The 21,807-nt window shown below is 66.8% G+C and carries 21 protein-coding genes; 12 read left to right on the plus strand and 9 right to left on the minus strand.

From position 1 onward, the window contains the following. Nucleotides 1–23 precede the first annotated feature (23 nt). A complete protein-coding gene (locus J4O73_RS16455; RefSeq protein ID WP_426219023.1) occupies nucleotides 24–1,022 on the plus strand; it encodes an alpha/beta fold hydrolase in 999 nt (332 codons plus the stop codon). 125 nt (nucleotides 1,023–1,147) lie between these two features. Here the strand turns inward: J4O73_RS16455 and J4O73_RS16460 are convergent, their stop codons facing one another. Next, a complete protein-coding gene (locus J4O73_RS16460; protein ID WP_426219025.1) occupies nucleotides 1,148–2,323 on the minus strand; it encodes an amidinotransferase in 1,176 nt (391 codons plus the stop codon). 213 nt (nucleotides 2,324–2,536) lie between these two features. Between J4O73_RS16460 and J4O73_RS16465 the strand changes: the two genes are divergently transcribed. The 5 genes from J4O73_RS16465 to hpnK all read left to right on the plus strand — a co-directional run bounded on the left by J4O73_RS16465 (nucleotide 2,537) and on the right by hpnK (nucleotide 8,003). Next, nucleotides 2,537–3,655 (plus strand): HpnL family protein, encoded by a 1,119-nt coding sequence (locus J4O73_RS16465; RefSeq protein ID WP_426219027.1) that lies wholly within the window; start codon nucleotides 2,537–2,539, stop codon nucleotides 3,653–3,655. Further along, nucleotides 3,646–4,299, plus strand: coding sequence for an MlaC/ttg2D family ABC transporter substrate-binding protein (locus J4O73_RS16470; RefSeq protein ID WP_426219029.1), 654 nt, complete (start codon nucleotides 3,646–3,648; stop codon nucleotides 4,297–4,299). The genes J4O73_RS16465 and J4O73_RS16470 overlap by 10 nt, the downstream gene beginning before the upstream one ends. Nucleotides 4,300–4,348: 49 nt before the next feature. Beyond that, complete coding sequence (gene hpnI, locus J4O73_RS16475) at nucleotides 4,349–5,557, plus strand: bacteriohopanetetrol glucosamine biosynthesis glycosyltransferase HpnI (RefSeq protein WP_426219031.1); 1,209 nt, start codon at nucleotides 4,349–4,351, stop codon at nucleotides 5,555–5,557. A gap of 47 nt (nucleotides 5,558–5,604) precedes the next feature. Beyond that, entirely contained in the window at nucleotides 5,605–7,038 is a 1,434-nt protein-coding gene (hpnJ, locus tag J4O73_RS16480; RefSeq protein ID WP_378974362.1) for a hopanoid biosynthesis associated radical SAM protein HpnJ, read from the plus strand. Nucleotides 7,039–7,163: 125 nt separating this feature from the next. Continuing rightward, nucleotides 7,164–8,003: a hopanoid biosynthesis-associated protein HpnK gene (hpnK, locus tag J4O73_RS16485; RefSeq protein ID WP_426219033.1), complete on the plus strand. Its 840-nt coding sequence runs from the start codon at nucleotides 7,164–7,166 to the stop codon at nucleotides 8,001–8,003. Between the two features lie 67 nt (nucleotides 8,004–8,070). Here the strand turns inward: hpnK and J4O73_RS16490 are convergent, their stop codons facing one another. Then, nucleotides 8,071–10,734, minus strand: coding sequence for an MMPL family transporter (locus J4O73_RS16490; protein ID WP_426219035.1), 2,664 nt, complete (start codon nucleotides 10,732–10,734; stop codon nucleotides 8,071–8,073). A gap of 535 nt (nucleotides 10,735–11,269) precedes the next feature. On the opposite strand from J4O73_RS16490, the gene hpnH reads away from it, so the two are divergent. Beyond that, nucleotides 11,270–12,433, plus strand: a complete 1,164-nt coding sequence (gene hpnH, locus J4O73_RS16495) for an adenosyl-hopene transferase HpnH (RefSeq protein ID WP_426219036.1) — start codon at nucleotides 11,270–11,272, stop codon at nucleotides 12,431–12,433. Between the two features lie 66 nt (nucleotides 12,434–12,499). Here hpnH and J4O73_RS16500 read toward each other — a convergent pair whose 3' ends face one another. Beyond that, on the minus strand, nucleotides 12,500–12,700 hold the full coding sequence (locus J4O73_RS16500; protein ID WP_378974370.1) for a hypothetical protein: 201 nt from the start codon (nucleotides 12,698–12,700) through the stop codon (nucleotides 12,500–12,502). Continuing rightward, the gene (locus tag J4O73_RS16505; protein ID WP_426219039.1) at nucleotides 12,697–13,740 is read right to left on the minus strand and encodes a hydantoinase/oxoprolinase family protein; all 1,044 of its coding nucleotides are present in this window, start codon (nucleotides 13,738–13,740) and stop codon (nucleotides 12,697–12,699) included. Before J4O73_RS16505 ends, J4O73_RS16500 begins: the two co-directional genes overlap by 4 nt. 6 nt (nucleotides 13,741–13,746) lie before the next feature. Here J4O73_RS16505 and J4O73_RS16510 point away from each other — a divergent pair, with 6 nt between their 5' ends. From J4O73_RS16510 to J4O73_RS16525, 4 genes are all read left to right on the plus strand, one after another. Beyond that, a complete protein-coding gene (locus J4O73_RS16510; protein WP_426219041.1) occupies nucleotides 13,747–14,484 on the plus strand; it encodes a HisA/HisF-related TIM barrel protein in 738 nt (245 codons plus the stop codon). Between the two features lie 70 nt (nucleotides 14,485–14,554). Beyond that, nucleotides 14,555–15,157 carry a 3-isopropylmalate dehydratase small subunit gene (gene leuD / locus J4O73_RS16515; RefSeq protein WP_426219042.1) on the plus strand — a complete coding sequence of 201 codons (603 nt, stop codon included), beginning with the start codon at nucleotides 14,555–14,557 and terminating at the stop codon, nucleotides 15,155–15,157. 199 nt (nucleotides 15,158–15,356) lie between these two features. Continuing rightward, nucleotides 15,357–16,553 carry a lytic murein transglycosylase gene (locus J4O73_RS16520; RefSeq protein ID WP_426219044.1) on the plus strand — a complete coding sequence of 399 codons (1,197 nt, stop codon included), beginning with the start codon at nucleotides 15,357–15,359 and terminating at the stop codon, nucleotides 16,551–16,553. Nucleotides 16,554–16,610: 57 nt separating this feature from the next. After that, on the plus strand, nucleotides 16,611–17,216 hold the full coding sequence (locus tag J4O73_RS16525; protein ID WP_426219046.1) for a LysE family translocator: 606 nt from the start codon (nucleotides 16,611–16,613) through the stop codon (nucleotides 17,214–17,216). A 99-nt stretch (nucleotides 17,217–17,315) separates the two neighbouring features. Here the strand turns inward: J4O73_RS16525 and rplS are convergent, their stop codons facing one another. Then, nucleotides 17,316–17,717, minus strand: coding sequence for a 50S ribosomal protein L19 (gene rplS, locus J4O73_RS16530; RefSeq protein WP_426219048.1), 402 nt, complete (start codon nucleotides 17,715–17,717; stop codon nucleotides 17,316–17,318). Nucleotides 17,718–17,851: 134 nt separating this feature from the next. Then, nucleotides 17,852–18,055 (minus strand): DUF1127 domain-containing protein, encoded by a 204-nt coding sequence (locus J4O73_RS16535; protein WP_426219050.1) that lies wholly within the window; start codon nucleotides 18,053–18,055, stop codon nucleotides 17,852–17,854. 104 nt (nucleotides 18,056–18,159) lie between these two features. Between J4O73_RS16535 and J4O73_RS16540 the strand changes: the two genes are divergently transcribed. Then, the gene (locus tag J4O73_RS16540; RefSeq protein ID WP_426219052.1) at nucleotides 18,160–19,497 is read left to right on the plus strand and encodes a PLP-dependent aminotransferase family protein; all 1,338 of its coding nucleotides are present in this window, start codon (nucleotides 18,160–18,162) and stop codon (nucleotides 19,495–19,497) included. A 9-nt stretch (nucleotides 19,498–19,506) separates the two neighbouring features. Here the strand turns inward: J4O73_RS16540 and J4O73_RS16545 are convergent, their stop codons facing one another. The 3 genes from J4O73_RS16545 to argB all read right to left on the minus strand — a co-directional run bounded on the left by J4O73_RS16545 (nucleotide 19,507) and on the right by argB (nucleotide 21,663). After that, on the minus strand, nucleotides 19,507–19,917 hold the full coding sequence (locus J4O73_RS16545) for a metallopeptidase family protein (RefSeq protein WP_426219054.1): 411 nt from the start codon (nucleotides 19,915–19,917) through the stop codon (nucleotides 19,507–19,509). Continuing rightward, nucleotides 19,914–20,648 (minus strand): pyrimidine 5'-nucleotidase, encoded by a 735-nt coding sequence (locus tag J4O73_RS16550; protein ID WP_426219056.1) that lies wholly within the window; start codon nucleotides 20,646–20,648, stop codon nucleotides 19,914–19,916. The genes J4O73_RS16545 and J4O73_RS16550 overlap by 4 nt, the downstream gene beginning before the upstream one ends. A gap of 121 nt (nucleotides 20,649–20,769) precedes the next feature. Next, on the minus strand, nucleotides 20,770–21,663 hold the full coding sequence (gene argB / locus J4O73_RS16555) for an acetylglutamate kinase (protein ID WP_378974398.1): 894 nt from the start codon (nucleotides 21,661–21,663) through the stop codon (nucleotides 20,770–20,772). Nucleotides 21,664–21,807: the final 144 nt, after the last annotated feature.

Here is a 21,807-nt window from a genome sequence, read left to right on the forward strand (position 1 = left end):
AGGCGACCCCATCCGGAGTGCTCATGCCCCGTCTCGCTCTCGCACCGGCCCTTCTCGCATTCAGCCTCGCCGCCCTGCCCTGCCGGGCCGAGACGGCCTACGGCCCGGAACTCGAAGGGTTCGACTATCCGTTCCCGGTCGAACGGTTCGCATTCACCTCGCAACGCCAGCCGTTGCAGATGGCTTATCTGGACGTGAAGCCGGACAAGCCCAATGGGCGCACGGTGGTGCTTCTGCACGGCAAGAATTTCTGCGCCGCCACCTGGGAGGGACAGATCCGTGCCTTGACGGGTGCCGGATACCGCGTCGTCGCCCCGGACCAGATCGGCTTCTGCAAGTCGAGCAAGCCGGGTGCCTATCAGTTCAGCTTCCGCCAACTCGCCGAGAACACCCACGCGCTCCTCGACAAACTCGGCATCGCCAAGCCCATCGTCGTCGGGCACTCGACCGGTGGGATGCTCGCCGCCCACTACGCCCTCCTCTACCCGAAGGAGGTGGAACGGCTGGTGATGGTGAATCCCGTGGGGCTCGAGGATTGGAGCGCCAAGGGCCTGCCGCCGATCTCCATCGCCCGCTGGTACGAGCGTGAATTGAAGACGTCGGCCGAGTCGATCCGCAACTACGAGAGGGCGACCTACTATTCGGGTCGCTGGGAGGACCGGTACGAGCCCTGGGTGCAGATGCTCGCCGGGCTCAACGCGGGGCCGGGCAAGGAGGCCGTCGCCTGGGATTCTGCGCTGCTCTACGACATGATCGTCACGCAGCCGGTGGTCTACCGCTTCCCGCAGATCGCGGTGCCGACGCTCCTGCTCATCGGCCAGAAGGACAACACCGCCATCGGCAAGGATCTCGCCCCGCCGGACGTGCGGCCGACCCTTGGGAATTACCCCGAGCTCGGGAAGGCCGCCGCCAAGGCGATCCCGGGCGCAACGTTGGTGGAATTCCCCGATTCCGGCCACGCCCCGCAGATGTCCGAGCCCGAGGCGTTCAATAAGGCTCTGATCGCGGGGATCGGGCAGTGAACACCCCGCCCTTCATGCCCTCATCGTCATTGCGAGCAACGCGAAGCAATCCAGGGATCCGCGACAGCCGTAGAACGGGCCGCTGCCCCGGATAGCTTCGCTCGCGCTCGCAATGACGTGGCGCGCTAGAAGTACGACTGCAACGTACCCCGGCGGCGGACGTCGAGGGTGGCGCAGTGGAACGAGCCGCCGAACGGGCCGTAGCTCAGGAACGGCGCCGGAATCGGGTCGAAACCCCAATCCTTGAGCGCCTTGATAAGCGTCGGCTGGCTCTGATCGACGACGATCTTCTTCTCGGTGATCGCCAGAACGTTGATGGACGTCCAGGGCGAGCACATCGAGATCTTGCTCATGAAGCCCTCGACCGGGTCGGGGCGCGGGGCGACGAGCACATCCCACTTCTTGAGCACGGCCGGAAGACGCTCGATGTCGACGTAGTCCGGGTTCACCAGAACCTTGCCCGGTGCCAGCGGCATGAACGAAGAATCGATGTGCATTGGCTGCGGACACCGGCTCTCGATCTCATGGATGCGGAAGCCGGGGCCGAGGTGACGGCGCAGCCACTCGATGCCCATCAGGTTCGTGACGTTCGAGCGGGTGACGAACAAGTCGCGGCCACAGCGCACGAAGTCGGCGGCGTCGAAGACCGGCTCGAACTCGTTCACCGTGAACTGCATGGGCTCGCCGGCCTTCAGGTTCGGCACCCGGTAATCGTAGTTGTAGAGATCGTCCGTCAGCTGCGGGCGAGGGGCGGAGGTCCAACGGGCGCCGTTGCGGAAGTATTCCTTGAACAGCGAACGATAGGCATCGCCCTCGAAGTAGCGCGAGCGCCAGCACATCGGGCTCTCGATGATCTCGTCGCCGATGACGAGGTACGGGTCACGCGGACAGGCCACGCAGAATCCCCGCGAAGACCAGCGCGGCGCCTTGAATTTACGGGAAAAGTCCACGCTGTCGGGGCGGCGCACCTTGACGCCTTCGCCCGCGAGGATCGTGATGAAGTTGTCGAGCTCGGCCTGCGCGAGCTTCTTCATGAACTTCGGATATTTCCAGCCCGAAGCAAGCCGGTAGAAGGGCTGCGCGGCACGCGGCAGGTTGAAGATGACCGTGAGGTGGTGAGTGGGGATCGTCGCGCCGTCGAGGGAGCCGACGATGACCTCCTCCAGCGGATCCCACTCGTTCCACGCCATGACCGGCGAAGTCGGCGAGGGAACAGACGGTTCGCGCGTGGAGGAGTAACCCTCGACACGCGCGGCCTCGTTCACGGCTTCGGCGGCCGTGATGGGTGATTCGCGGTCCATGACGTGTGCCCCTTCTGCGACGTTTCGCGGTCTCGTGTCCGGGACGTCAGACCCGTCAGCCGCTTTGCCCTTTGGTGTAGCAAACGGGTGATAGACACGGCTCATCCATGCTGCAACGTGGCGTAACAACGTGTCGGGGTCGCACCGACCTATTTCCGCCGCGACCGTGACCGATTTCCCGCATCAAGCCATTTGCGAGCTTGAAAGACGAAGATGAAGCGTCTCACGACACTGGCCTCGATTGCCGGTCTCTGCACGGTCGTGGGCCTGTTGGCGTCCTCCGGTCTGGAGGACGTGACGGCCGCCGTTGCGAGCGCCGGATGGGGCGCTCTCATTGTCGTGCTCGCACGGTTCCTGGCTGTCGCCTGGGCCGGGTTGGGCTGGCACGTGGTGTTCCCCGTGGGCTCGCAGCCCCGTCTGCGTGACTGCGTCTCCCTGCGCTTCGTGCGCGAGGGCATCAACACCCTTCTGCCGGTCGCGACCGTGGGAGGCGACTTCGTGGGCGCGCGGCTGCTCGCCAAGCGCGGCGTGACCGGCGCGATGGCCGGCGCCAGCATGTTCGTCGACCTGATGACCCAGGCGGTGACGCAGCTGATCTTCACCATTCTCGGCCTCGGCCTGGTGATCTGGCTCGTCGGCGACGGCCCGGTCACCCGCACGGTGGCAGGCGGCGTGGCTCTCGCCGTGCCCGCTCTTGCGGCTTTTTACCTGATTCAGCGCCGGGCCGGTCACCGGGTGATCCAGGCGCTCCTCAGCCGCTTCGCCTCGGGCCGCGAGTGGCGGGCGCTCGGCGCGATCGACCAGCTCTATGACGGACTGCGCCGCCTTTACGGCGAGCGCGGTCGCGTCTCCGCGGCAATCGCCATCCACTTCGGTGGCTGGATCATCGGCACCGCTGAAGTCTACGTGTGCCTGCACTTCATGGGCTATCCAGTCGACTTCAGCCACGCGCTCGTGATCGAGAGTCTGGCCCAGGCGGTGCGCGGCGCGGCCTTTGCCGTGCCGGGTGCGCTCGGCGCACAAGAAGGTGGCCTGATCGCCCTCTGTGGCATGTTCAACATCCCCGCCGAGGCTGCGCTCGCCCTCTCCCTGGTGAAGCGCTTCGCCGATATCGGCGTCGGCCTGCCGAGCCTCTGGCTGTGGCACCGGATCGAAGCCGGTCTGCGCGCCCGTGGCGAAGAAGAGGCCGATCAGAACGAGGGGAGGGTGACGGGTCTCACCCGCCGCCCTAAGCCGGTTCCCCAGCCGGCCACCCTGGGCCCGTTCTATAGTTATGCTCCGCCGCGCATGGTCGCCCGGCTGGATGAGAAGGACCTGAAGAAGTGCGCCTGATCCGCCGCTTCGCCGTCGCGTTCGCTCTGGCGCCGCTCCTCGCCTCCCCCGCCTTCGCGGGTGACGAGACGGCGATCCAGAACGTGCGCGACCTCTACGCTGCCTTCTCCGCCGCCGTGAAGGACGGCGCGGGCCCCCTCCCCGCCCGCGTGGAGGCCGTGAGCCCGGCCATCGACAAGGTGTTCGATTTCCCGGCCATGGCTCGCATCGCCGTCGGCTCGAAATGGTCCGGCTTCACGCCGGAGCAGCAGGAGGCCGTGACCAAGGCGCTGAAGCGCAGCCTGACCGTCACCTATGCCAACCGTCTCAGCCAAGCGGCGGGCGGTAAATTCGACGTCATGCCGAAAGTCGAGACCCGCGGCTCGCAGCGCGTGGTGCCGACCAAGGTGACTACCGCCAACGACGACGAATCCGCTGTCGACTTTGTGGTCAACGCGGAAGACAGGGTGCAGGACGTGCTCCTGAACGGCGACGTGAGCGAGATGGCGGCCCAGCGCACGATGCTGTCCAAGCCCCTCGCCAGCGGCGGCGCGGACGGGGTCGTGAAGTTCCTCAACGACCGTGCCGAAGGCATGCTCGCTCCGAAGGACGCTCCCAAGGCCGCCACCCCCGCGAAGCCCGCCCCCGCCAAGGCCGGTCAGTAGCCGCTCGCAACGCCGCAGCAGGCGGCCGGACACCTCACGGACCCAACGGATGGATTTCACCACCCTGGCGTCGCAGGCGCTGCTCTGGCTCTCGCCGCTCTGCCTCGTGGTGGCGGGCGCGGGCTGCCTTTACGGTCTCGCGGCGGCCTTTTTCGTCGGACGCTACGGCGCGCGCCGCGTGCCCGCCCTGCCCGCCAAGAGCGAGCGGCCCGCGGTGACGGTGCTGAAGCCTCTCTGCGGGCTGGAGCCGAACCTCTACGAAAACCTCGAAACGGTGCTCCGCCAGGATTATGCCGGTGCGGTGCAGATCGTCTTCGGCGTGCAGAACGTGGGCGATCCGGCGATCGGCGTGGTCCGGGCGCTCAGCGAGGCCTACCCGCAGGCGCATATCGACCTCGTGGTTGATGCGCGCCAGCATGGCTCGAACCGCAAGGTCTCCAACCTGATCAACATGTCCGAGCGGATCGCCCATCCGGTGATCGTGCTCGCCGACAGCGACATGGTGGTCGCGCCGGACTATCTGGAGCGCATCGCCACGGAATTGGCCCAGCCGGGCGTGAGCGGTGTCACCTGCCTCTATCACGGCGTCCCGGCCTTCCCCGGGGCCATGGGGCAGCTCTCGGCGCTCGCCATCGACGTGCAGTTCCTGCCGAACGTGGTGATGGGCCTGAGCCTCGGCCTTGCGAAGCCCTGTTTCGGATCCACCGTCGCCTTCACCCGGGCAAGCCTCGACGCGGTCGGCGGCTTCCGCCGTTTCCGAAACGACCTCGCCGATGATTACGCGATCGGCGCCGCCCTGCGCGGCCTCGGCGGTCGTGTGACGATCCCGAACTTCACCATCGGTCATACCTGCGTCGATACCGAGCTTCACGGCATGTGGAAGCACGAGCTGCGCTGGAACCGCACGATCCGCACGGTCGATCCGGCCGGTTATGCCGGTTCGGTCGTCACGCACGCTTTCCCGCTGGCGCTCATCGCCGCGACCCTTCCAGGGGCGGGCACAGTGGCCTTGGCCATGGCGGCGACCGCGCTGGCCTGCCGCATCGTGCTCTGCCGCCAGGTGGAACGGGCCTTCGGCCTGCCGCCGCACGCCTACTGGCTGTTGCCGATTCGCGACATCCTCTCCTTCATGAACTTCTCCTGTGCCTTCCTCTCGGGGTCGGTGACATGGAAAGGTCACGATTATCACGTGGTTGCGGACGGTACGCTGATCCCCGACGCAGACCTCGGCCGTGATGCCGGGGCTCCGACCGCTTGATCCGCCCGACCCCGCCCACCCGGCTCAGCATTGAGGCCTTGAACCCCATGCGCACGCTTTTCCTCCAGGCCCCCACCTTCGACGGGTTCGACGGCGGCGCGGGCTCCCGCTACCAGGCCAAGCGCGAGATCAAGTCGTTCTGGTACCCGACCTGGCTGGCGCAGCCCGCCGCCCTGGTGCCGAACTCCAAGTTGATCGACGCGCCGCCGCACAACATCAAGCTCGATGAGATCGTGGCCCAGGCCAACGACTTCGATCTCGTGGTGCTCCACACCTCGGTGCCGTCCTTCAAGTCCGACGTGAAGACGATCGAGGCGCTGAAGGCCGCCAACCCGAAGCTGATCGCTGGTCTGATCGGCGCCAAGGTCGCCGTGGACGCCGCCGGCGCCATGGCCCAGGCCCCGGTGGTCGATTTCTGCGCCCGCAACGAGTTCGACTTCACCGTCAAGGACGTGGCCGACGGTAAGCCGATGTCCGAGATCAAGGGCCTGTCCTATCGCGATGCCAACGGCACCGTGGTCCATAACGAGGACCGCGAGATCATGACCGATATGGACCAGCTTCCCTTCGTCACCAGCGTGTACAAGCGCGACCTGGAGATGGAGAAGTACTTCATCGGGTACCTGAAGCACCCCTACATTTCGTTCTACTCCGGCCGTGGCTGCAAGAGCCGCTGCACCTTCTGCCTGTGGCCGCAGACCGTGGGTGGTCACACCTACCGGACGCGCTCGGTCGCTCACGTGATCGAGGAGATCAAATACTGCCTGAAGGAATTCCCCCAGACCAAGGAGTTCTTCTTCGACGACGATACCTTCACGGATAACCTGCCGCGCGCCGAGGAAATCGCTCGCGAACTCGGCAAGCTCGGTGTCACGTGGTCGTGCAACGCCAAGGCGAATGTGCCGCGCGAGACCCTGAAGGTGCTTAAGGAGAACGGCCTGCGCCTGCTCCTCGTCGGCTACGAGTCCGGCAACCAGCAGATCCTTCACAACATCAAGAAGGGCATGCGCGTCGAGGTGGCGGAGAAGTTCACCAAGGATTGCCACGACCTTGGAATCGCGATCCACGGCACCTTCATCCTCGGCCTGCCGGGCGAGACGAAGGAGACGATCCAGGAGACGATCGCCTTCGCCAAGCGGATCAACCCGCACACGATCCAGGTCTCGCTCGCGGCGCCCTACCCCGGCACCTTCCTGTACAAGCAGGCGGTGGAGAACGGCTGGCTCGACGTCGAGAACGCCGAGCTCGTCGATGAGAACGGCGTGCAGGTCGCCCCGTTGCACTACCCGCACCTGTCCCACACCGAGATCTTCACCTCGGTCGAGGAGTTCTACAAGAAGTTCTACTTCCGTGCGCCGAAGATCGCCTCCATCGTGTCGGAGATGGTGCGCTCGCCGGACATGATGAAGCGCCGCCTCCGCGAGGGCGTGGAGTTCTATCGCTTCCTCAAGGAGCGCCAGGGCACCGCCAAGGCGGCGTAAAGTCCGGGGTTCGGGGCCTAAGGCCCCGGCGGGGAGTGCGGGGTCAATGCCCCGCCTCTTCTCCCAGGGCTCCGCCCTGGACCCGCGAGAGGGCTTGCCCTCTCGACACCCATGACGAGGTCACCGTGAAGCGTCTGGTCGTTACCGCGGATGATTTCGGGCTCAGCACCGAGGTCAACGAGGCTGTCGAGCAGGCGCACCGTGAGGGGATCCTCACCACCGCCAGCCTCATGGTCTCGGCTCCCGCCGCCGCCGACGCGGTGGCGCGGGCCAAGCGCCTTCCCTCCCTGAGGGTCGGTCTCCATCTCGTCCTGGTCGAGGCATGGCCGACCCTGCCGCCCGCCGACCTGCCGGATCTGGCCGGGCCGGACGGGTTGCTGCGGGCCGACATGGCCAAGCTCGGGCTCGACATGGCCCGCCGCCCCGCGGCTCGCCGCCAATTGGCCGCTGAGATCGAGGCGCAGTTCGAGGCCTACCGGGCGACCGGCCTACCCCTCGATCATGTCAACGCTCACAAGCATTTTCACGTCCACCCCCTGATCGCGGGCGCCGTGCTGCGGATCGGCCGTCGTTACGGCATGTGCGCCCTGCGGGTGCCGCGCGAGCCGCGCGAGATCCTGCGCCGCGCCGAACCCGGCGCCCGTCCTCGCGCCGCCCTCGACATCGCCCCCTGGGCGGCCTTGCTCGCCGTCCGCGCTAAGCAGGCGGGCTTGCTCATCCCCGACCGGACACTGGGACTTGCATGGTCGGGCGCCATGACGCCGAAGCGCGTCGCAGGGCTGCTCGCTCATCTGCCGGATGGCTTGACCGAACTCTACACCCACCCCGCCACCGGCAGCGGCTTCCCCTGCGAGGCACCGGGCTATCTCTACGCCGAAGAGCGCGATGCCCTCATCGCGCCAGCCAGTGTGGCGGCGGCGCGGGCCTCCGGCGCAGTCAGGGGCGGCTTTTCGGACTTTCTGTAGGCGCCTGCGCCACTGAGAGAGGCGACGGCAGAAGAGGCGCGCGGAGGATCATCCGCGCGCCTTGCGTCTACTTCACCGCCACGGTCTCGGGCTTGTGCTGGCCGAAGGCGGGTCCGCGACCGGCCGAATCGCCTTCGGGGCGGTTGCGGTCGGGCTGAGCCGGAGGCTCGCCGAGGGTGGCCGGGACCACAAAGAAAGCGGCGAGCAGCGTGAAGAACAAAGACAGGGCGAGCAGTTCGCCCATGCTCGCCGTCCCCGGGTGGCTCGACAGAACCAGCGAGCCGAAGGCACTGCCGGTCGTCATCGCGGAGAAGAAGATCGCCCGCGTCAGGCTGGAGGCCAGCATGTCGGTCACGCCCGCCCGCCACGCGATCACGTAGTAGATGTGGAAGGCCACGCCGACCGCGAGCATCAACGGCAGGGCGATGATGTTGGCGAAGTTCAGCGGCATGCCGATGATCTTCATGGCCATCAGCGTCCACAGGGTCGCCACGACCAGCGGGCCGAGCGTCATGGCCACGTCCCACGGCTTGCGAAGGGCAACCGTGAGGATGACGAAGATCAGCACCAGGGCGGTGATGGCCGCCTGAATGAAGGCCCCGAGGATCGTGTAGGTCGAGCGGGTGGTCGAGATCGGCGCGCCGGTGGCGTGCGGGGCGACCTTCAGCACCTCATTGGCGAAGTTGCGCAGAACCTCGTCGTCGTTCGAATCGCCCTTCGGGTGGATCTCGACCCGCGCCCGGCCGTCGGCCGACACCCAATCCGCCTTGAGCTGCGGCGGCAGGTTTTCGAGCGTGATCTTCTCCGGGTGGAGCAGGTCGCGCAGGCGGGCCAGGAGCGGATTCAGATCCTTGGTGAGGGCGACGGAGGCGGCCTCGCGCTTCTGTACCGGGCCATCCGCAAGGGTATTCAGGGTGCCCGCGAGACGCTTGGCGGTGTCCGCGCCCTGCGTGCCCGCCTTGGCTTCCTCCCCGGTGGCCTTGAGCGCGGTCGCCGCGTCCTTCAGCGCCTTCACGTTATCCGCATCGGTCGGCGGCGGCGGCTTGCGGGCCGGGTTCAGAACGGGGTCGAGCAATTGCGCCGTGTCGGCGATCTGCGCGAGCTTCTTGTCCTGATCCGGGGGGACGAACGTGTCGATGCTGTTCACGGAGCTCGCCACCGGCAGGGCGCCGAGCTTCTTCGACAGTTCCGGCACGGCCGCGACGTTCGGAGCCAGCACGTCGATGACGTTGGGGCTCGTCTCCGGGTTCTTGATCAGGTCCAGATAGGTCGCAATCGATTCGACCTTCGGGCTGCGCAGATGCATCGGGTTCGAATCGAACGGCAGCCAGTAGAGCAACGGCGTGCCCGCCAGCGTCACGAGGCCCACCGCGACCAGGATCGGCTTGCGATTGCGGATGATCCAGGGATCGACGCCGACCAGCCACTTGGTCTCGACCGCCTCCTTCTCGCCCTTCGGCTTGAACACCGCGATGAGCGCGGGCAGCAGCGTGAGGGAGAAGAGATAGGCCACGATCATGCCGACACCGGCGATGAGGCCGAGTTCGGACACGCCGCGGAAGGCGGTCGGCAGGAAGGCGAAGAAGCCCGCGAGCAGCGACACGGCGGCAAGCGTCAGCGACCAGCCCACACCCCGTGCGGCGGCCCGGATGGCGGCCTGTAGCGTCGGCTGTTCATATCGGTCGGCCCGATAGCGCACCGAGAACTGGATGCCGAAATCGATGCCGAGCCCGACGAACAGGGCGGCGAAGGCCACCGAGATCGGGTTCAATTCGCCGACCAGAAGCAGGCCGAGCGCTGCCGTCACGATCAGCCCTGCGAAGGTGGTGATGATGACGCCGATGACCAGCGGCCCGGAGCGCAGGGCGAGCCAGAGGAACAGCACGATCGCGCCGACGATGATGCTGTTGTTCAGCAGCGCGTCCTGCGAGAGAGTAGCGAATTCCTCGTCCGCCACGGCGACGGGGCCGGTGAGACGCATCCTGAGGCCGTTGGCGGCGTCGATCTTGAGATCCTTGGCGACCTCGCGGATCATCCGCGTCGCCTCGTAGCCGGGCTCCAGTGCGTTGAAGTCCAGCACCGGCTGGATCATCACGAATTTCAGCCTGTCGGTGACACGGGTCTCGCCATTCGCGAGCAGCGCCTGCCACGAAAGACGGGCCGGTTCGCCCTTCAGCACCTTCTGTAGCGTGGTGTCGATTTGCGCCATCGGCTTGTCGAGGTCGGCGAGCGTGGCATCGCCGGACTTCACGCCACGGGCGCCCAGCGTCAGCACGCGCATGATGCCGCGCAGCGACGGGTCGGCGGCAAGCGGCCCGAGCAGGCCCTGTTGCTGGGTCAGCTGTTCGAGCGTCTTTTCCAGCTCGGCCTGGGGCATGAGAAGCAGGCCGTTCTTGTCGAAGAACGGGCCGCCATCAGGCCGGTAGACGGTCTCGATGAGGTTCTTGCGCTCGGACAGGGCGCGAGTCAGGGAAGCGGCAGCCTCTTCGGTCTCCTCCGGCGTCTGGCCGTCGATCACGGCGACGATCAGATTCGAACGCTGCGGGAAGGCCTTCTCGAACGCGATTTCGTCCTGGCGCCAGGGCTCCTTCGGATCGATCAGCCGTTCGACGTCGGTGTTGATCCGAAACAGGTGAACGGCGATACCGGCGCTCGCCACCGTCATCAGTGCGACGAGGGCGATGACGGTCCAGCGAAAGCGGACGGAAGACGCGACGAGACCTTCGATCACGAGTACCCTGCCAGTTCGTCCGGCCCGACGGGCCGTTCCTCTCGTTCCGGGAAACGCATGCAGGGCCGAAGCGGTCACAGACCGTCGGACCCATGGTCGCCGAGGGACCACGCGCGGGGCAAACCGGCAACCGGCGCGAGGTTCCCCCGCGTCCGGCGCCATCTTGCGGCGCGGTCGCTAGGCTCAGTAAAGACGCGAGCCTAGGATTGCAACGCGAGGCGCCCCCGCGTCACCTTCTGGCCACAGGGGTGCGCTGCCGCACTGCACATAGGATCGTGGGTGCCCAATCGGGCCAAATGGTCGTAATGCCGACGCATTGTGCGCGTGGAAGTCGCGCATCGTCCGGGTTGCCGCGCCGTGGCATCAGCTATGCGTGCGCCTGTGGCGCCGATGCGTCAGCCGCGGACTAAAGAGTTTACGGACACCTCTGGCCCCGTAGTTTGAGAACAGTTCCAAGCTACGTTGCTGGAAATCGAACACTTATCACGCTAAGCACCCCGGTCTTCCGGGGCCGACGAAACTAAGGAGCCGCAACTTGGGTATCCCCCTCCGGTACGTCGCGAAGATCGGCGGCTACATCCTTAAGCAGCACCTGACGGGCCGCAAGCGCTACCCGCTCGTCATGATGATGGAGCCCCTGTTCCGCTGCAATCTGGCCTGCGCCGGCTGCGGAAAGATCGACTACCCTGAGGAGATCCTCAACAAGCGCCTGCCGGTGGACGAGGCTCTCGAGTCGGTTCGTGAGTGCGGCGCACCCGTGGTGGTGATCGCGGGCGGTGAGCCGCTTCTCCACAAGGATCTTCCGCAGATCGTGGAAGGCATCATCGCGCAGAAGAAGTTCGCCATCGTCTGCACGAACGCGCTCCTCCTCGAGAAGAAGATCAAGGAGTACAAGCCGAGCCCGTACTTCACCTGGTCGATCCATCTGGATGGCGACAAGGAGATGCACGATCAGTCGGTGTGCCAGCGTGGCGTGTACGACAAGGCTGTCGCTGCCATCGCGAAGGCCAAGGAGATGGGCTTCCGCGTCACCATCAACTGCACCTTCTTCAACAACTCGAAGCCGGAGAAGATCGCCGACTTCTTCGACAGCGTGACCCGGATGGGCATCGACGGCATCACCGTCTCCCCCGGCTACGCCTACGAGCGCGCTCCCGACCAGCAGCACTTCCTGAACCGCAAGGCGACGAAGGACCTGTTCCGCGGCGTGTTCCGTCACGGCAAGGAGAAGGGCCGCGAGAAGTGGACCTTCCAGCAGTCGGGCCTGTTTCTCGACTTCCTGGCCGGTAACCAGACCTACCACTGCACCCCGTGGGGCAACCCGACCCGTACGGTCTTCGGCTGGCAGAAGCCCTGCTATCTCCTGGGCGAAGGCTATGCCGCGACGTTCAAGGAGCTGATGGAATCCACCGATTGGGATTCCTACGGCACCGGCAACTACGAGAAGTGCGCCGACTGCATGGTCCACTCGGGCTACGAGGCGTCCTCGGTGGTCGATTCGGTCCGTAAGCCGTGGAAGCCAGTCGTTCAGATGCTGCGCGGCATCAAGACCGAGGGCGACATGGCCCCCGATGTCAGCCTCGTAAACCAGCGCCCCGCTGAGTTCGTCTTCTCGCGCAACGTCGCGCAGAAGCTGTCCGAGATCAAAGCCTCGGGCGTCGACACGAAGCAGGAAGCTCGCAAGCGCACTGCCGCCTGAGGCGCGTTTCCTTCGGGACAAGAAAAGGGCCGCCGCGGTATCCCCGCGGCGGCCCTTTCTCGTTGATCAGGCGGCTTCCGGCGGCTCGTCGTTGTCCGGCCCGGCGGGCGAATTGAGGAGATCTTCCAGCTCGTCGATGAGCCGGTCGACCTGATCCTCTGTGGCCAGCACCTTCAGCACTTCGCCGGTTTCGGACTCGACCGCCAACTCGATATGCGGGCCGACGCGCATGGCCAGCACGCGGGCGAGAATCTTGATGGCGCTCATCGAGTGGTGTCCTCCGCGATGAGGCCGACCGCCACGGCCGGCCCACAAGTCGAGATCCAGGTTGATGCCGCCTCCCCGGCCCGCGAGGCCAGGAGTTCGGCGAGCCCTGTCCGTTTCCGTCCGAGCCGGGCCGCGAGCCGGTCGCCGACGAAGGCGCCCGCGCCGCAGGTCACCAGGGGTGCCTCCGGCGCCAGGTCGGGGCGCGACAGCAGGGTGGAGGCTGAATCGTACAGAAGCCGTAACTGCGTCTCGGCGAAATGCGCCGCGAGGGCAGACCAGGCGTGTGAATCGCCCTCCTCCCGGTCACGGCCGATGATGCGGGCGAGGCGGGTCTCGCTCTCCGGCACGGATTTGCCCTTGCGGTCGCCCGTGCCCTGCTGGTCCGTCTCCGGCGGCAGGTCACCCAGGATGCGGTAGACATCCGCCGCATGGGCGAAGGTCTCGGTCATCAGTCGCGTGCGTCGTCCCCGGAAAGGCGCGTGGTCGCAAAGGCCGATCAGCGGCGTGCGCACGACGCCGGTATAGACGAGCTCCCCCGTCTCGAGCCGCTCGGCATCGCTATAGCCCGTCGCGGCGGGACGCCCGGCGACGATCGGGATGAGGTCGGCGGTGGTCGAGCCGATATCGACGAGGAGCGCATCCGGGACGATGCGGCCGATCTGGGCGGCGGTGGCGTACCAATTGGCGGAGGCGATATCGAAGGCGTGGGAGGCCGCCTCGCCGGGGGCAACGAAGCCGGAGCGCCCTGCGAAGATCGCGACTTGTCCCTTCAGCCGCTCGGCGGCCCAGCCCGCGAGGGCAGCCACGCCCGCCGTCCGGTTGGCGAAGCAATCGGTCAATTCGCCGGTCATGGTGACGGCGTGGTACGCCTGCTCCCGTGCCCAATCGGGCAGGAGCGCCAAAGAGGCATCGAGTGCGGTGACGCCTTGCCATAGAGGGCACGGCACCTGGACCGCCTCCTGCACGCGCCCGTCATGGATGAGGGCCGCCTTGACGTGGACCCCGCCGAGGTCCCACCCGATGGTTTTGGCGTTAGACATGCGCGGATGACGGATTTCGGAACAGCAGGGGGCGCGGCCGGACGAGACGGCTTCGCGGTGATTCCGGTGCTGGACCTGCGCGGGGGGCGCGTGGTCCGTGCGCGCCGGGGCGAGCGCGCTTCGTATGCCCCGATCGAGACGCCCTTGGCAAAGGGCTCGGAGCCCGGCGTCATCGCGGCGGGACTGCTCCGGGCATGGCCCGCGCGACGGCTCTATGTGGCCGATCTCGATGCGATCATCGACGGCGCCGCGCCGGATCTCGCCTCTCTTCGCGCCATCGCCGCCGCCTGTCCCGGCCTGGACCTCTGGGTCGATGCGGGCTTTTCCCGGCGGGAGAGTGTGGAAAGCTTCCTGGCCGAGGGTCTCGGGCGCCCGGTGATCGGCAGCGAGAGCCAGACCGATTCGGCCCTCGTCACGAGCGTCGGCGAAAGAGCCGTCCTGTCTCTCGACACGCGGGGCGGCGAGCGCCTCGGCCCGGACAGCCTGCATGACGATCCCTCGCTGTGGCCGCGCGACGTCATCACGATGACCCTGGCGAGCGTCGGCGCCGGGACCGGGCCGGATCTTTCGGCGCTCATGGCGGTGCAAGCGCGGGCGCCGGGAAGCCGGGTCTATGCTGCGGGCGGCGTGCGCGGACCGCAGGACCTTCGCGCCCTGGTGGGAGCGGGACTGGCGGGCGCCCTCGTCGCCTCCGCACTCCATGACGGCACCCTGCGCCGGGAGCATGCGGTAGAATTCGCATGATCTTCCGGCCCGCGCACGGGGCTGCTACACCGGAGCGATTCCAGAAACCCGGCCGATCTCGAAGAAGACGATGGACAAGTTCACGACCCTGGAGGGCGTCGCCGCGCCCATGCGGACGATCAACGTCGATACCGACCGGATCATCCCCGCCAAGTATCTGAAGACAATCAAGCGCACGGGCCTCGGCAAGAGCCTGTTCGCCGAGATGCGCTACCGTGAGGATGGATCGGAGAACCCGGACTTCATCCTGAATCAGCCGGCCTATCGCCAATCCAAGATCCTCGTCGTGGGCGACAATTTCGGCTGTGGATCGTCCCGCGAGCACGCCCCCTGGGCGCTGGCCGATTTCGGCATCCGCTGCGTGATCTCCACGAGCTTCGCGGACATCTTCTTCAACAACTGCGCGAAGAACGGCATCCTGGCGATCCGCGTCGCGCCGGAGGATCTGGAGAAGCTGTTCGAGGATGCCGAGCGCGGTGCGAACGCCACCCTGACCATCGACCTCGATGCGCAGACCATCCGTGGCCCGGATGGCGGCACCCTGCATTTCGATATCGAGCCCGGCCGCAAGCACACCCTGCTGAACGGCCTCGACGAGATCGGCACCACGCTGGAGCGGAGCGCGTCCATCGACGCCTACGAGAAGAAGCTCGCCGAACGCGAGTGGGCGTAGAGCCGTAGCCGACCAAGTCGGCTCACCAGCCCCCGTCCTTGCGAGCGCAGCGAAGCAATGACGACCAGGATTTTGTCGATGGGGGTAGCTCAACTTGGCCGGTGCTCGCTCGCAGGGGCGAGCGCCGTCATCCTTCGTTAACCCTCATGTCGCCTGAATCCGCGCCCAGATTCCGACTGCCGACATGAGGACGACAGCCATGCCGAAGCCGCCGAACGGAACGGGGCTCGCCCTCGCATTGAGCCTCCTCGCCGGTGTCTCGGCGTCGCCCGCCCTGGCCGATTTCAACGGGTGCCTTTCCGGCATCCGTGCCCAGGCCGCTGCGGCGGGCGTGTCGGGTAGGGCCTTCGAAGCCGCGACGGCGGGCATCTCCTACGACGACAAGGTGATCGAGCTCTCGCAGGCGCAGCCCGAGTTCAAGACGCCGATCTGGGACTACATGGCGGCCCTGGTCGATGACGAGCGCGTCGAGGACGGGCGGGCCGCCATGCGCCAGCATGCCGACGCCTTGGCCCGCGCCGAGGCTCGCTATGGGGTCGATCGCTACACCATCGCCGCCGTGTGGGGCGTGGAATCCAATTTCGGCAAGAACCTCGGCAAGATGCCGCTGGTCCAGTCGCTCGCCACCCTCGCCTGTTCGGGCAATCGCCGCCGGGACTTCTTCCGGGGTGAGCTGATCGCCACCCTGAAGATCATCGACCGGGGCGATATCGCGCCTGAGCGGCTGACCGGCTCATGGGCGGGCGCCTTCGGCCAGACCCAGTTCATGCCCACCACCTACCAGCGGCTTGCGGTGGATGGCGACGGCGACGGTCGCCGCGACGTGGTCGATTCGGTCGCCGATGCCGTGGCCTCGACGGCGAACTTCCTGCATGTCGCCAAGTGGCACAACGGCCAGCCCTGGGGCTACGAGGTCCGCCTTCCCTCGGGCTTCAACACCGCCGCCGCCGGTCGCAAGAACAAGAAGCCGGTCTCGCATTGGGCGTCGCTCGGCGTCACCCGGCTCGACGGTCGTCCGCTCTCGGGTGAGGGACCAGTCGGTATCCTCGCCCCGGCGGGGGCAAGCGGCCCGGCCTTCCTCGTCACGAAGAACTTCGACGCGATCTATTCCTACAACGCCGCCGAATCCTACGGGCTCGCCATTGCGGTGCTGTCCGACCGGCTGCGCGGGCGTCCGGGCGTACAGACAGCGTGGCCGACCGATGATCCGCCCCTGTCCCGGGCCGAGCGTCGTGACCTGCAGGTGCGCCTCACCAGCATGGGCTATGATGTCGGCGAGCCGGATGGCAAGGTTGGGCAGAAAACCCGCGACGCGATCAAGGACATCGAGCGCAGGCTCGGCATGCCTGCTACCGGCCGCCCCGGCGGCAAGGTGCTGGAAGCCCTGCGCCGCTGACCCTTCGGATGGCTCCGGCAGTGAGATAGGTTCGGCGAAACGATTCGCCGAAGGTCCATGTCCCTCTCCCTTTACCTTACCTTCGTCGGCGCCTCGGTCGGGCTGATTCTCCTGCCCGGCCCCAACGTGGCGCTGATCCTCGCGACCAGCATCAGCCAGGGCATCCGCGCCGGGCTGGCGACCGTCTTCGGCGCCGCCCTGGCCATGGTGCTGCAATTGACGGTTGTCGTCCTCGGCGCCGGCATCCTCCTCGAAATGTCGGCCCGTTGGTTCGAGATGCTGCGCTGGTTCGGCGTCGCCTATCTCGTTTTGCTGGCGTTCCACGCGTGGCGGGCGCGGCCGAAGGCTGCGGCCCCGCAGCCCGACGGGGCTGGGCGCAGCGTGGCCAAGGGGTTCTTTGTCTCCCTGACGAACCCGAAGACGCTGCTGTTCTTCGGGTCTTTCCTTCCGCAATTCGTCGAACCGGGTTCCGGGGCCTTCGGGCAGCTCGTGATGCTGGCCGCGACCTTCGTCGCCCTGTCCCTCATGCTCGATTCGGTATGGGCGCTGGCGGCAGGACGGCTGCGTTCGCTCGCGGCCATGCCGGAGCGGCGGCGCAACCGCATCGGTGCGGGCTTCTTCCTGGGCGCGGGCATCGGTCTCGCCCTGGCGCGGCATCCCTGACCCAAGGCCATCGAACGCGAGACCATGAAAAAACCCGCCACGGCGCGCCGGGCGGGTTCGAAAGGGGTGATCGCGTGATCACCCCGATGTCTCAGCCGATTACTCGGCGGCGGCCGGAGCCTTGGCCTCCTTGGCCGGCTTGGCGGACCGGTCGACGCGCTCGACGATACGGGCCGACTTACCGCGACGGTCGCGCAGGTAGTACAGCTTGGCGCGACGCACCTTACCGCGACGGACCACCTTGATCGAATCGATCATCGGGGAGTGCACCGGGAAGACGCGCTCGACGCCCTCACCGTAAGAGATCTTGCGGACCGTGAAGCTCTCGTTGAGGCCGCCGCCGGACCGGGCGATGCAGACGCCCTCATAGGCCTGGACGCGGGTACGCTCGCCTTCCTTCACGCGGACGTTGACGATGACCGTATCGCCCGGCTCGAAATCGGGAATGGTCTTGGCAAGGCGCGCGACTTCCTCGCGCTCCAGCTGCTCGATGATGTTCATGGCAATGCTCCAGCCGTCGCGCCCGTCTACCCTCATGGGCAGCGAGCACCAGGATTTCGGCGATCCTGTTGTGAGTTGGCCGGGCTCCTACACGAGCGTGCCGGTTTTGTCGACCGACACGCGTCACAAATCTCTCATGCGCGCCAGAACGGCTTCAGCACCTCTTCGCGAAGGGCCAGCGGATCGAGCCCCGCGTCCCGGATCTGATCGGCGTCGAGCATGGCGAGGGCGCGGCGGTCGCGCAACCGGCGCAGCCACAGGGCAGGCCATGGAAGGCCGGGCTCCTTCGGCCGCGAAACCAGCGCGGAGCGTGAGGGAAAGGCGATAACGACGGACATGTTGACTGATCCAATGAGAGGGGAGCAGCCCGGCCGGGATTGCGTGCTCCGATTTGCCTCGCTAATTGGATCGGATCAATCGGAACATTGTGCTCGGAGCAATTATGGCGTCGAGAGACTTTCGCGACGTCGCGGATGAGGTCGCCGCCGACATGGCGGCGGGCAGGCTGAGACCGGGGGACCGGCTGCCGCCACAGCGGGACTTCGCCTATGCGCGCGGCATCGCCGTGTCGACGGCGAGCCGGGTCTACGCCGAACTCGCCCGGCGGGGCCTCGTGATCGGAGAGGTCGGCCGCGGCACCTATGTCCGCTCCGACCTCAACAGCCCCCGCGCCGTTCCGGTCGAGCCGCCGCCCAGCGCGATCGACCTGCAACGGACAGTGACGTTCCTCCCCGAACAGGAGGTCCTGATCACAGAGACCATGGCGAAGCTCGGGCGCGGCCCGGCGATCGAGGCCGCCATGCAGCAGGTTGGGCCGATGGGGACACCGCAGGCGCAAGGGGTCGCGGCGCAATTCCTCTCGTTCGATGGCTATGCGCCGAACCCCTCGGATATCCGCTTCGCCGGCAATGGCCGCCAAGCCATCGCGGCCGCGCTGGCCGCCCTCGCCTCTCCGGGGGAACGGATCGGCTGCGAGCCTCTGACCTATCCGGTCGTGAAGGGAATCGCGTCGCGTCTCGGTATCGCGCTCATTCCCCTCGCCATGGACGATGAGGGGCTTTGTCCCGATTCGATCCTTCAGGCGCACCGCGTCACGCCACTCAGCGGCCTCTACCTTCAGCCGAGCCTTCAGAACCCGTTGGGGGCGACCATGGGGGCTCAGCGCCGGGCCGACCTCGCCGCCGTCCTCGAACGGACTGGCCTCATCGCCATCGAGGATGCCGTCTACGGTTTCCATGCCGAGATGGCCCCACTGGCCGCGCTGGCCCCACATCACACGATCCTGATCGACAGCCTCTCCAAGCGGGTCGCGCCGGGATTGACGGTCGGCATGATCGCGGCGCCGCCCGGCATGGGTGACCGGCTCGGCGTGTCCCTCCGCCAGGGCGGCTGGACGACGACCGGCTTTCCCCTCGCGGCCGGAACTCATTGGATGGGAAGCGGGGTCGCCGACCGTCTCGCCGCGATCAAGCGGAAGGATGCTGCCGAACGGCAGGTCATCGCCAGGGCGGTGCTGTCGGATCTCGACGTCGTCGGTGATCCGCGCGCCTATCACCTCTGGCTACGGTTGCCCGAGTTCTGGCGCGCCGAGGCCTATGCGACGGCGGCTCTGCGGCGGGGCATCGCCCTCATCCCCTCTTCGGCTTTCGCCGTCGCACCGGGCCACGCTCAGAACGCAGTGCGGATCGCCCTCGCCGCCCCGGCCCGCGACGACCTCGCCCTGGCCCTGGGGCGCCTGCGCACCCTCGCTTTGTCCGGAGACGAGCAGATCGTGGAATGAGGGGGCCCCTCACCCCTCCCCGGCGGCGGCCTCGATGCGGGCCATGTCGTCGTCGGACAGGCCGAAATGGTGTCCGATCTCATGCACCAGCACGTGGGTGACGAGGTCGCCCAGCGTTTCGTCGTGCTCGGCCCAGTAGTCGAGCAGCGGGCGGCGATAGAGCCAGATCGCGTTGGGCATCCGCCCCGATTCGACCTCACCGGACTGCGCAAGGCCGATGCCCCGGAACAGGCCGAGCAGATCGAACTCGGTCTCGCAGCCCATGTCGTCCAGCGTCTCCTCGTCGGGGAAATCCTCGACATGGATCGCAACGCCCTCGCAGCGGGCGCGGAACGCTTCCGGCAAGGCAGCGAAGGCGTCGTGGGCGAGGGCTTCGATCTCCGCGAGGTCCGGGGCCCGCAAAGACGCGAGGTCGCTCATGCGGCGCCGATCTCCGGTGCGACGCAGGTGGTGAGAAAGCCCGCGAGATCGTCGGTGATGTGGTCGATATGCGGCTCACGCACCGCCTCCTGCTCGAAGGCCTCGCGGTACGGATCGATGATCCGGGGCACGACGAGCACCGTCGCCATGCCGAGATCGTGCGGGACGGCGAGGTTGCGGGCGATGTCTTCGAACAACGCGGCGCGCTTCGGCTCGACCCCGTGGGCCTTCAGGAAGCGCTCGTAGGTCACCCGCTCGGGTTTGGGCACGAAATCGGCGGCGGCGATGTCGAAGACGTCCTCGAAATGGTCGAGGATGCCGAGCTTGGCCGCGACGCTCTCCGCATGGCGACGCGAACCGTTCGTGAGGATCAGCTTGCGGCCGGGCAGCTTCTCGATGGCGTCGCCGAGGGCTGCGTCGAGCTTGATGGTCGAGTGGTCGATATCGTGAGCGAAGTCGAGGAAGTCGTGCGGGTCCACGCTGTCTTCGATCATCAATGCCTTCAGCGTCGTCCCGTAGCGATGGTAGAAATACTTCTGCAACGCTCGCGCGGAGAGCGCGTCGAGACCGTAGAGGCGCATCACGTAAAGGGTGATGCGGTCATCGACCTGTGGCCAGACCATCGCGTCGCTCGGGTAGAGCGTGTTGTCGAGATCGAACACCCAAGTATCGACGTCGGCGAAGCCGCGGGCGCCTGGGGCGGTGAAGTGGTCTTGCGTCGGCTGATACAAGGAATCCGTCGCAGGATAGAGGAGCGGCGCGGGGCCGGGCGATAACAATGCGCCGAGACGGCCAAGGTTGCTAGACTCATGCCAGTTCTCTTCGGAACCAGCATGAGTCTCCGGCGACCCTTCAGCCCCGCCGAATCAGGGTGCCCGCGCCGTAATTCGTGAACAACTCCAGGAGCACGGCATGGTTGACCTTGCCGTCGAGGATGACGACCGCCTCCACGCCCCGGTCGAGGGCGTACATGCAGGTCTCGATCTTCGGGATCATGCCGCCCGTGATGGTGCCGTCCGCGATCAAGCGGCGGCAATCCTCCACCGTCAGTTCCGGGATCAGCTTCTTGTTCTTGTCGAGCACGCCCGGCACGTCCGTGAGAAGCAGCAGGCGCTTGGCCCGCAGCGCCCCGGCAATGGCACCCGCGAAGGTATCGGCGTTCACGTTGTAGGTCTGCCCGTCCGCGCCGTAGGCCACGGGGGCGAGGACGGGGATCAGTTCCGCCTTCAGCACGGCGTCCAGCACGCCGCGCTCGACGTGCTCGGGTTCGCCGACGAGGCCCAGATCGAGCACCTGTTCCTCGTTGCTCTCGGGATCGCGGTACGTCTTTAGGGCGCGCTTGGCGCGCACCATGTTGCCGTCCTTGCCGCACAGGCCGATGGCCCGGCCGCCCTGTCCCGAGATCCAGCCGACGATCTGCTTATTGATGGAGCCCGCCAGCACCATCTCCACCACCTCGACGGTGGCCGCGTCCGTGACGCGCAGGCCGCCCCGGAATTCGGATTGGATGCCCAGCCGGTTCAGCATCTTGCCGATCTGCGGCCCGCCGCCGTGCACCACCAGGGGCTTCAGGCCGGATTGCTCGAGAAGAACGACGTCTTGCGCGAAGGTCTGTGCCGCCTCGGCGTCGCCCATCGCGTGACCGCCGTACTTGATGAGCACGATCTCCTGATCGTAGCGCTGCATGTGCGGCAACGCCTGGGCGAGGATCTCGGCGCGCACATGCACGTTCGGCAGTTCGGTCATCGCGGTCCTTTGCCAGCTTTCCCGCCGCGTCTGGCGGAAGCTCGGGTCTCAGGGCGAGGTGCTTCTACAGGACTTGTTCCGGGCATTGAAGCCGCGATCACGCGGTTCGGCACGATCGCGGCTCGTCAAAAAACCGTCGTGATT

The sequence above is a fragment of the Methylobacterium sp. NFXW15 genome (assembly GCF_049887755.1).
In the GTDB taxonomy this organism is placed as follows: Bacteria; Pseudomonadota; Alphaproteobacteria; order Rhizobiales; family Beijerinckiaceae; genus Methylobacterium.

What these genes read in the sequence shown, in the direction of transcription:
- J4O73_RS16510 (WP_426219041.1), top strand. Translation starts at nt 13,747, where the DNA reads ATGACGGATTTCGGAACAGCAGGGGGCGCGGCCGGACGAGACGGCTTC.
- hpnI (WP_426219031.1), top strand. Translation starts at nt 4,349, where the DNA reads ATGGATTTCACCACCCTGGCGTCGCAGGCGCTGCTCTGGCTCTCGCCG.
- J4O73_RS16460 (WP_426219025.1), bottom strand. Translation starts at nt 2,323, where the DNA reads ATGGACCGCGAATCACCCATCACGGCCGCCGAAGCCGTGAACGAGGCC.
- J4O73_RS16465 (WP_426219027.1), top strand. Translation starts at nt 2,537, where the DNA reads ATGAAGCGTCTCACGACACTGGCCTCGATTGCCGGTCTCTGCACGGTC.
- rplS (WP_426219048.1), bottom strand. Translation starts at nt 17,717, where the DNA reads ATGAACATCATCGAGCAGCTGGAGCGCGAGGAAGTCGCGCGCCTTGCC.
- J4O73_RS16505 (WP_426219039.1), bottom strand. Translation starts at nt 13,740, where the DNA reads ATGTCTAACGCCAAAACCATCGGGTGGGACCTCGGCGGGGTCCACGTC.
- J4O73_RS16525 (WP_426219046.1), top strand. Translation starts at nt 16,611, where the DNA reads ATGTCCCTCTCCCTTTACCTTACCTTCGTCGGCGCCTCGGTCGGGCTG.
- argB (WP_378974398.1), bottom strand. Translation starts at nt 21,663, where the DNA reads ATGACCGAACTGCCGAACGTGCATGTGCGCGCCGAGATCCTCGCCCAG.
- J4O73_RS16455 (WP_426219023.1), top strand. Translation starts at nt 24, where the DNA reads ATGCCCCGTCTCGCTCTCGCACCGGCCCTTCTCGCATTCAGCCTCGCC.
- J4O73_RS16520 (WP_426219044.1), top strand. Translation starts at nt 15,357, where the DNA reads ATGCCGAAGCCGCCGAACGGAACGGGGCTCGCCCTCGCATTGAGCCTC.
- J4O73_RS16535 (WP_426219050.1), bottom strand. Translation starts at nt 18,055, where the DNA reads ATGTCCGTCGTTATCGCCTTTCCCTCACGCTCCGCGCTGGTTTCGCGG.
- hpnJ (WP_378974362.1), top strand. Translation starts at nt 5,605, where the DNA reads ATGCGCACGCTTTTCCTCCAGGCCCCCACCTTCGACGGGTTCGACGGC.
- J4O73_RS16500 (WP_378974370.1), bottom strand. Translation starts at nt 12,700, where the DNA reads ATGAGCGCCATCAAGATTCTCGCCCGCGTGCTGGCCATGCGCGTCGGC.
- J4O73_RS16545 (WP_426219054.1), bottom strand. Translation starts at nt 19,917, where the DNA reads ATGAGCGACCTCGCGTCTTTGCGGGCCCCGGACCTCGCGGAGATCGAA.
- leuD (WP_426219042.1), top strand. Translation starts at nt 14,555, where the DNA reads ATGGACAAGTTCACGACCCTGGAGGGCGTCGCCGCGCCCATGCGGACG.
- J4O73_RS16540 (WP_426219052.1), top strand. Translation starts at nt 18,160, where the DNA reads ATGGCGTCGAGAGACTTTCGCGACGTCGCGGATGAGGTCGCCGCCGAC.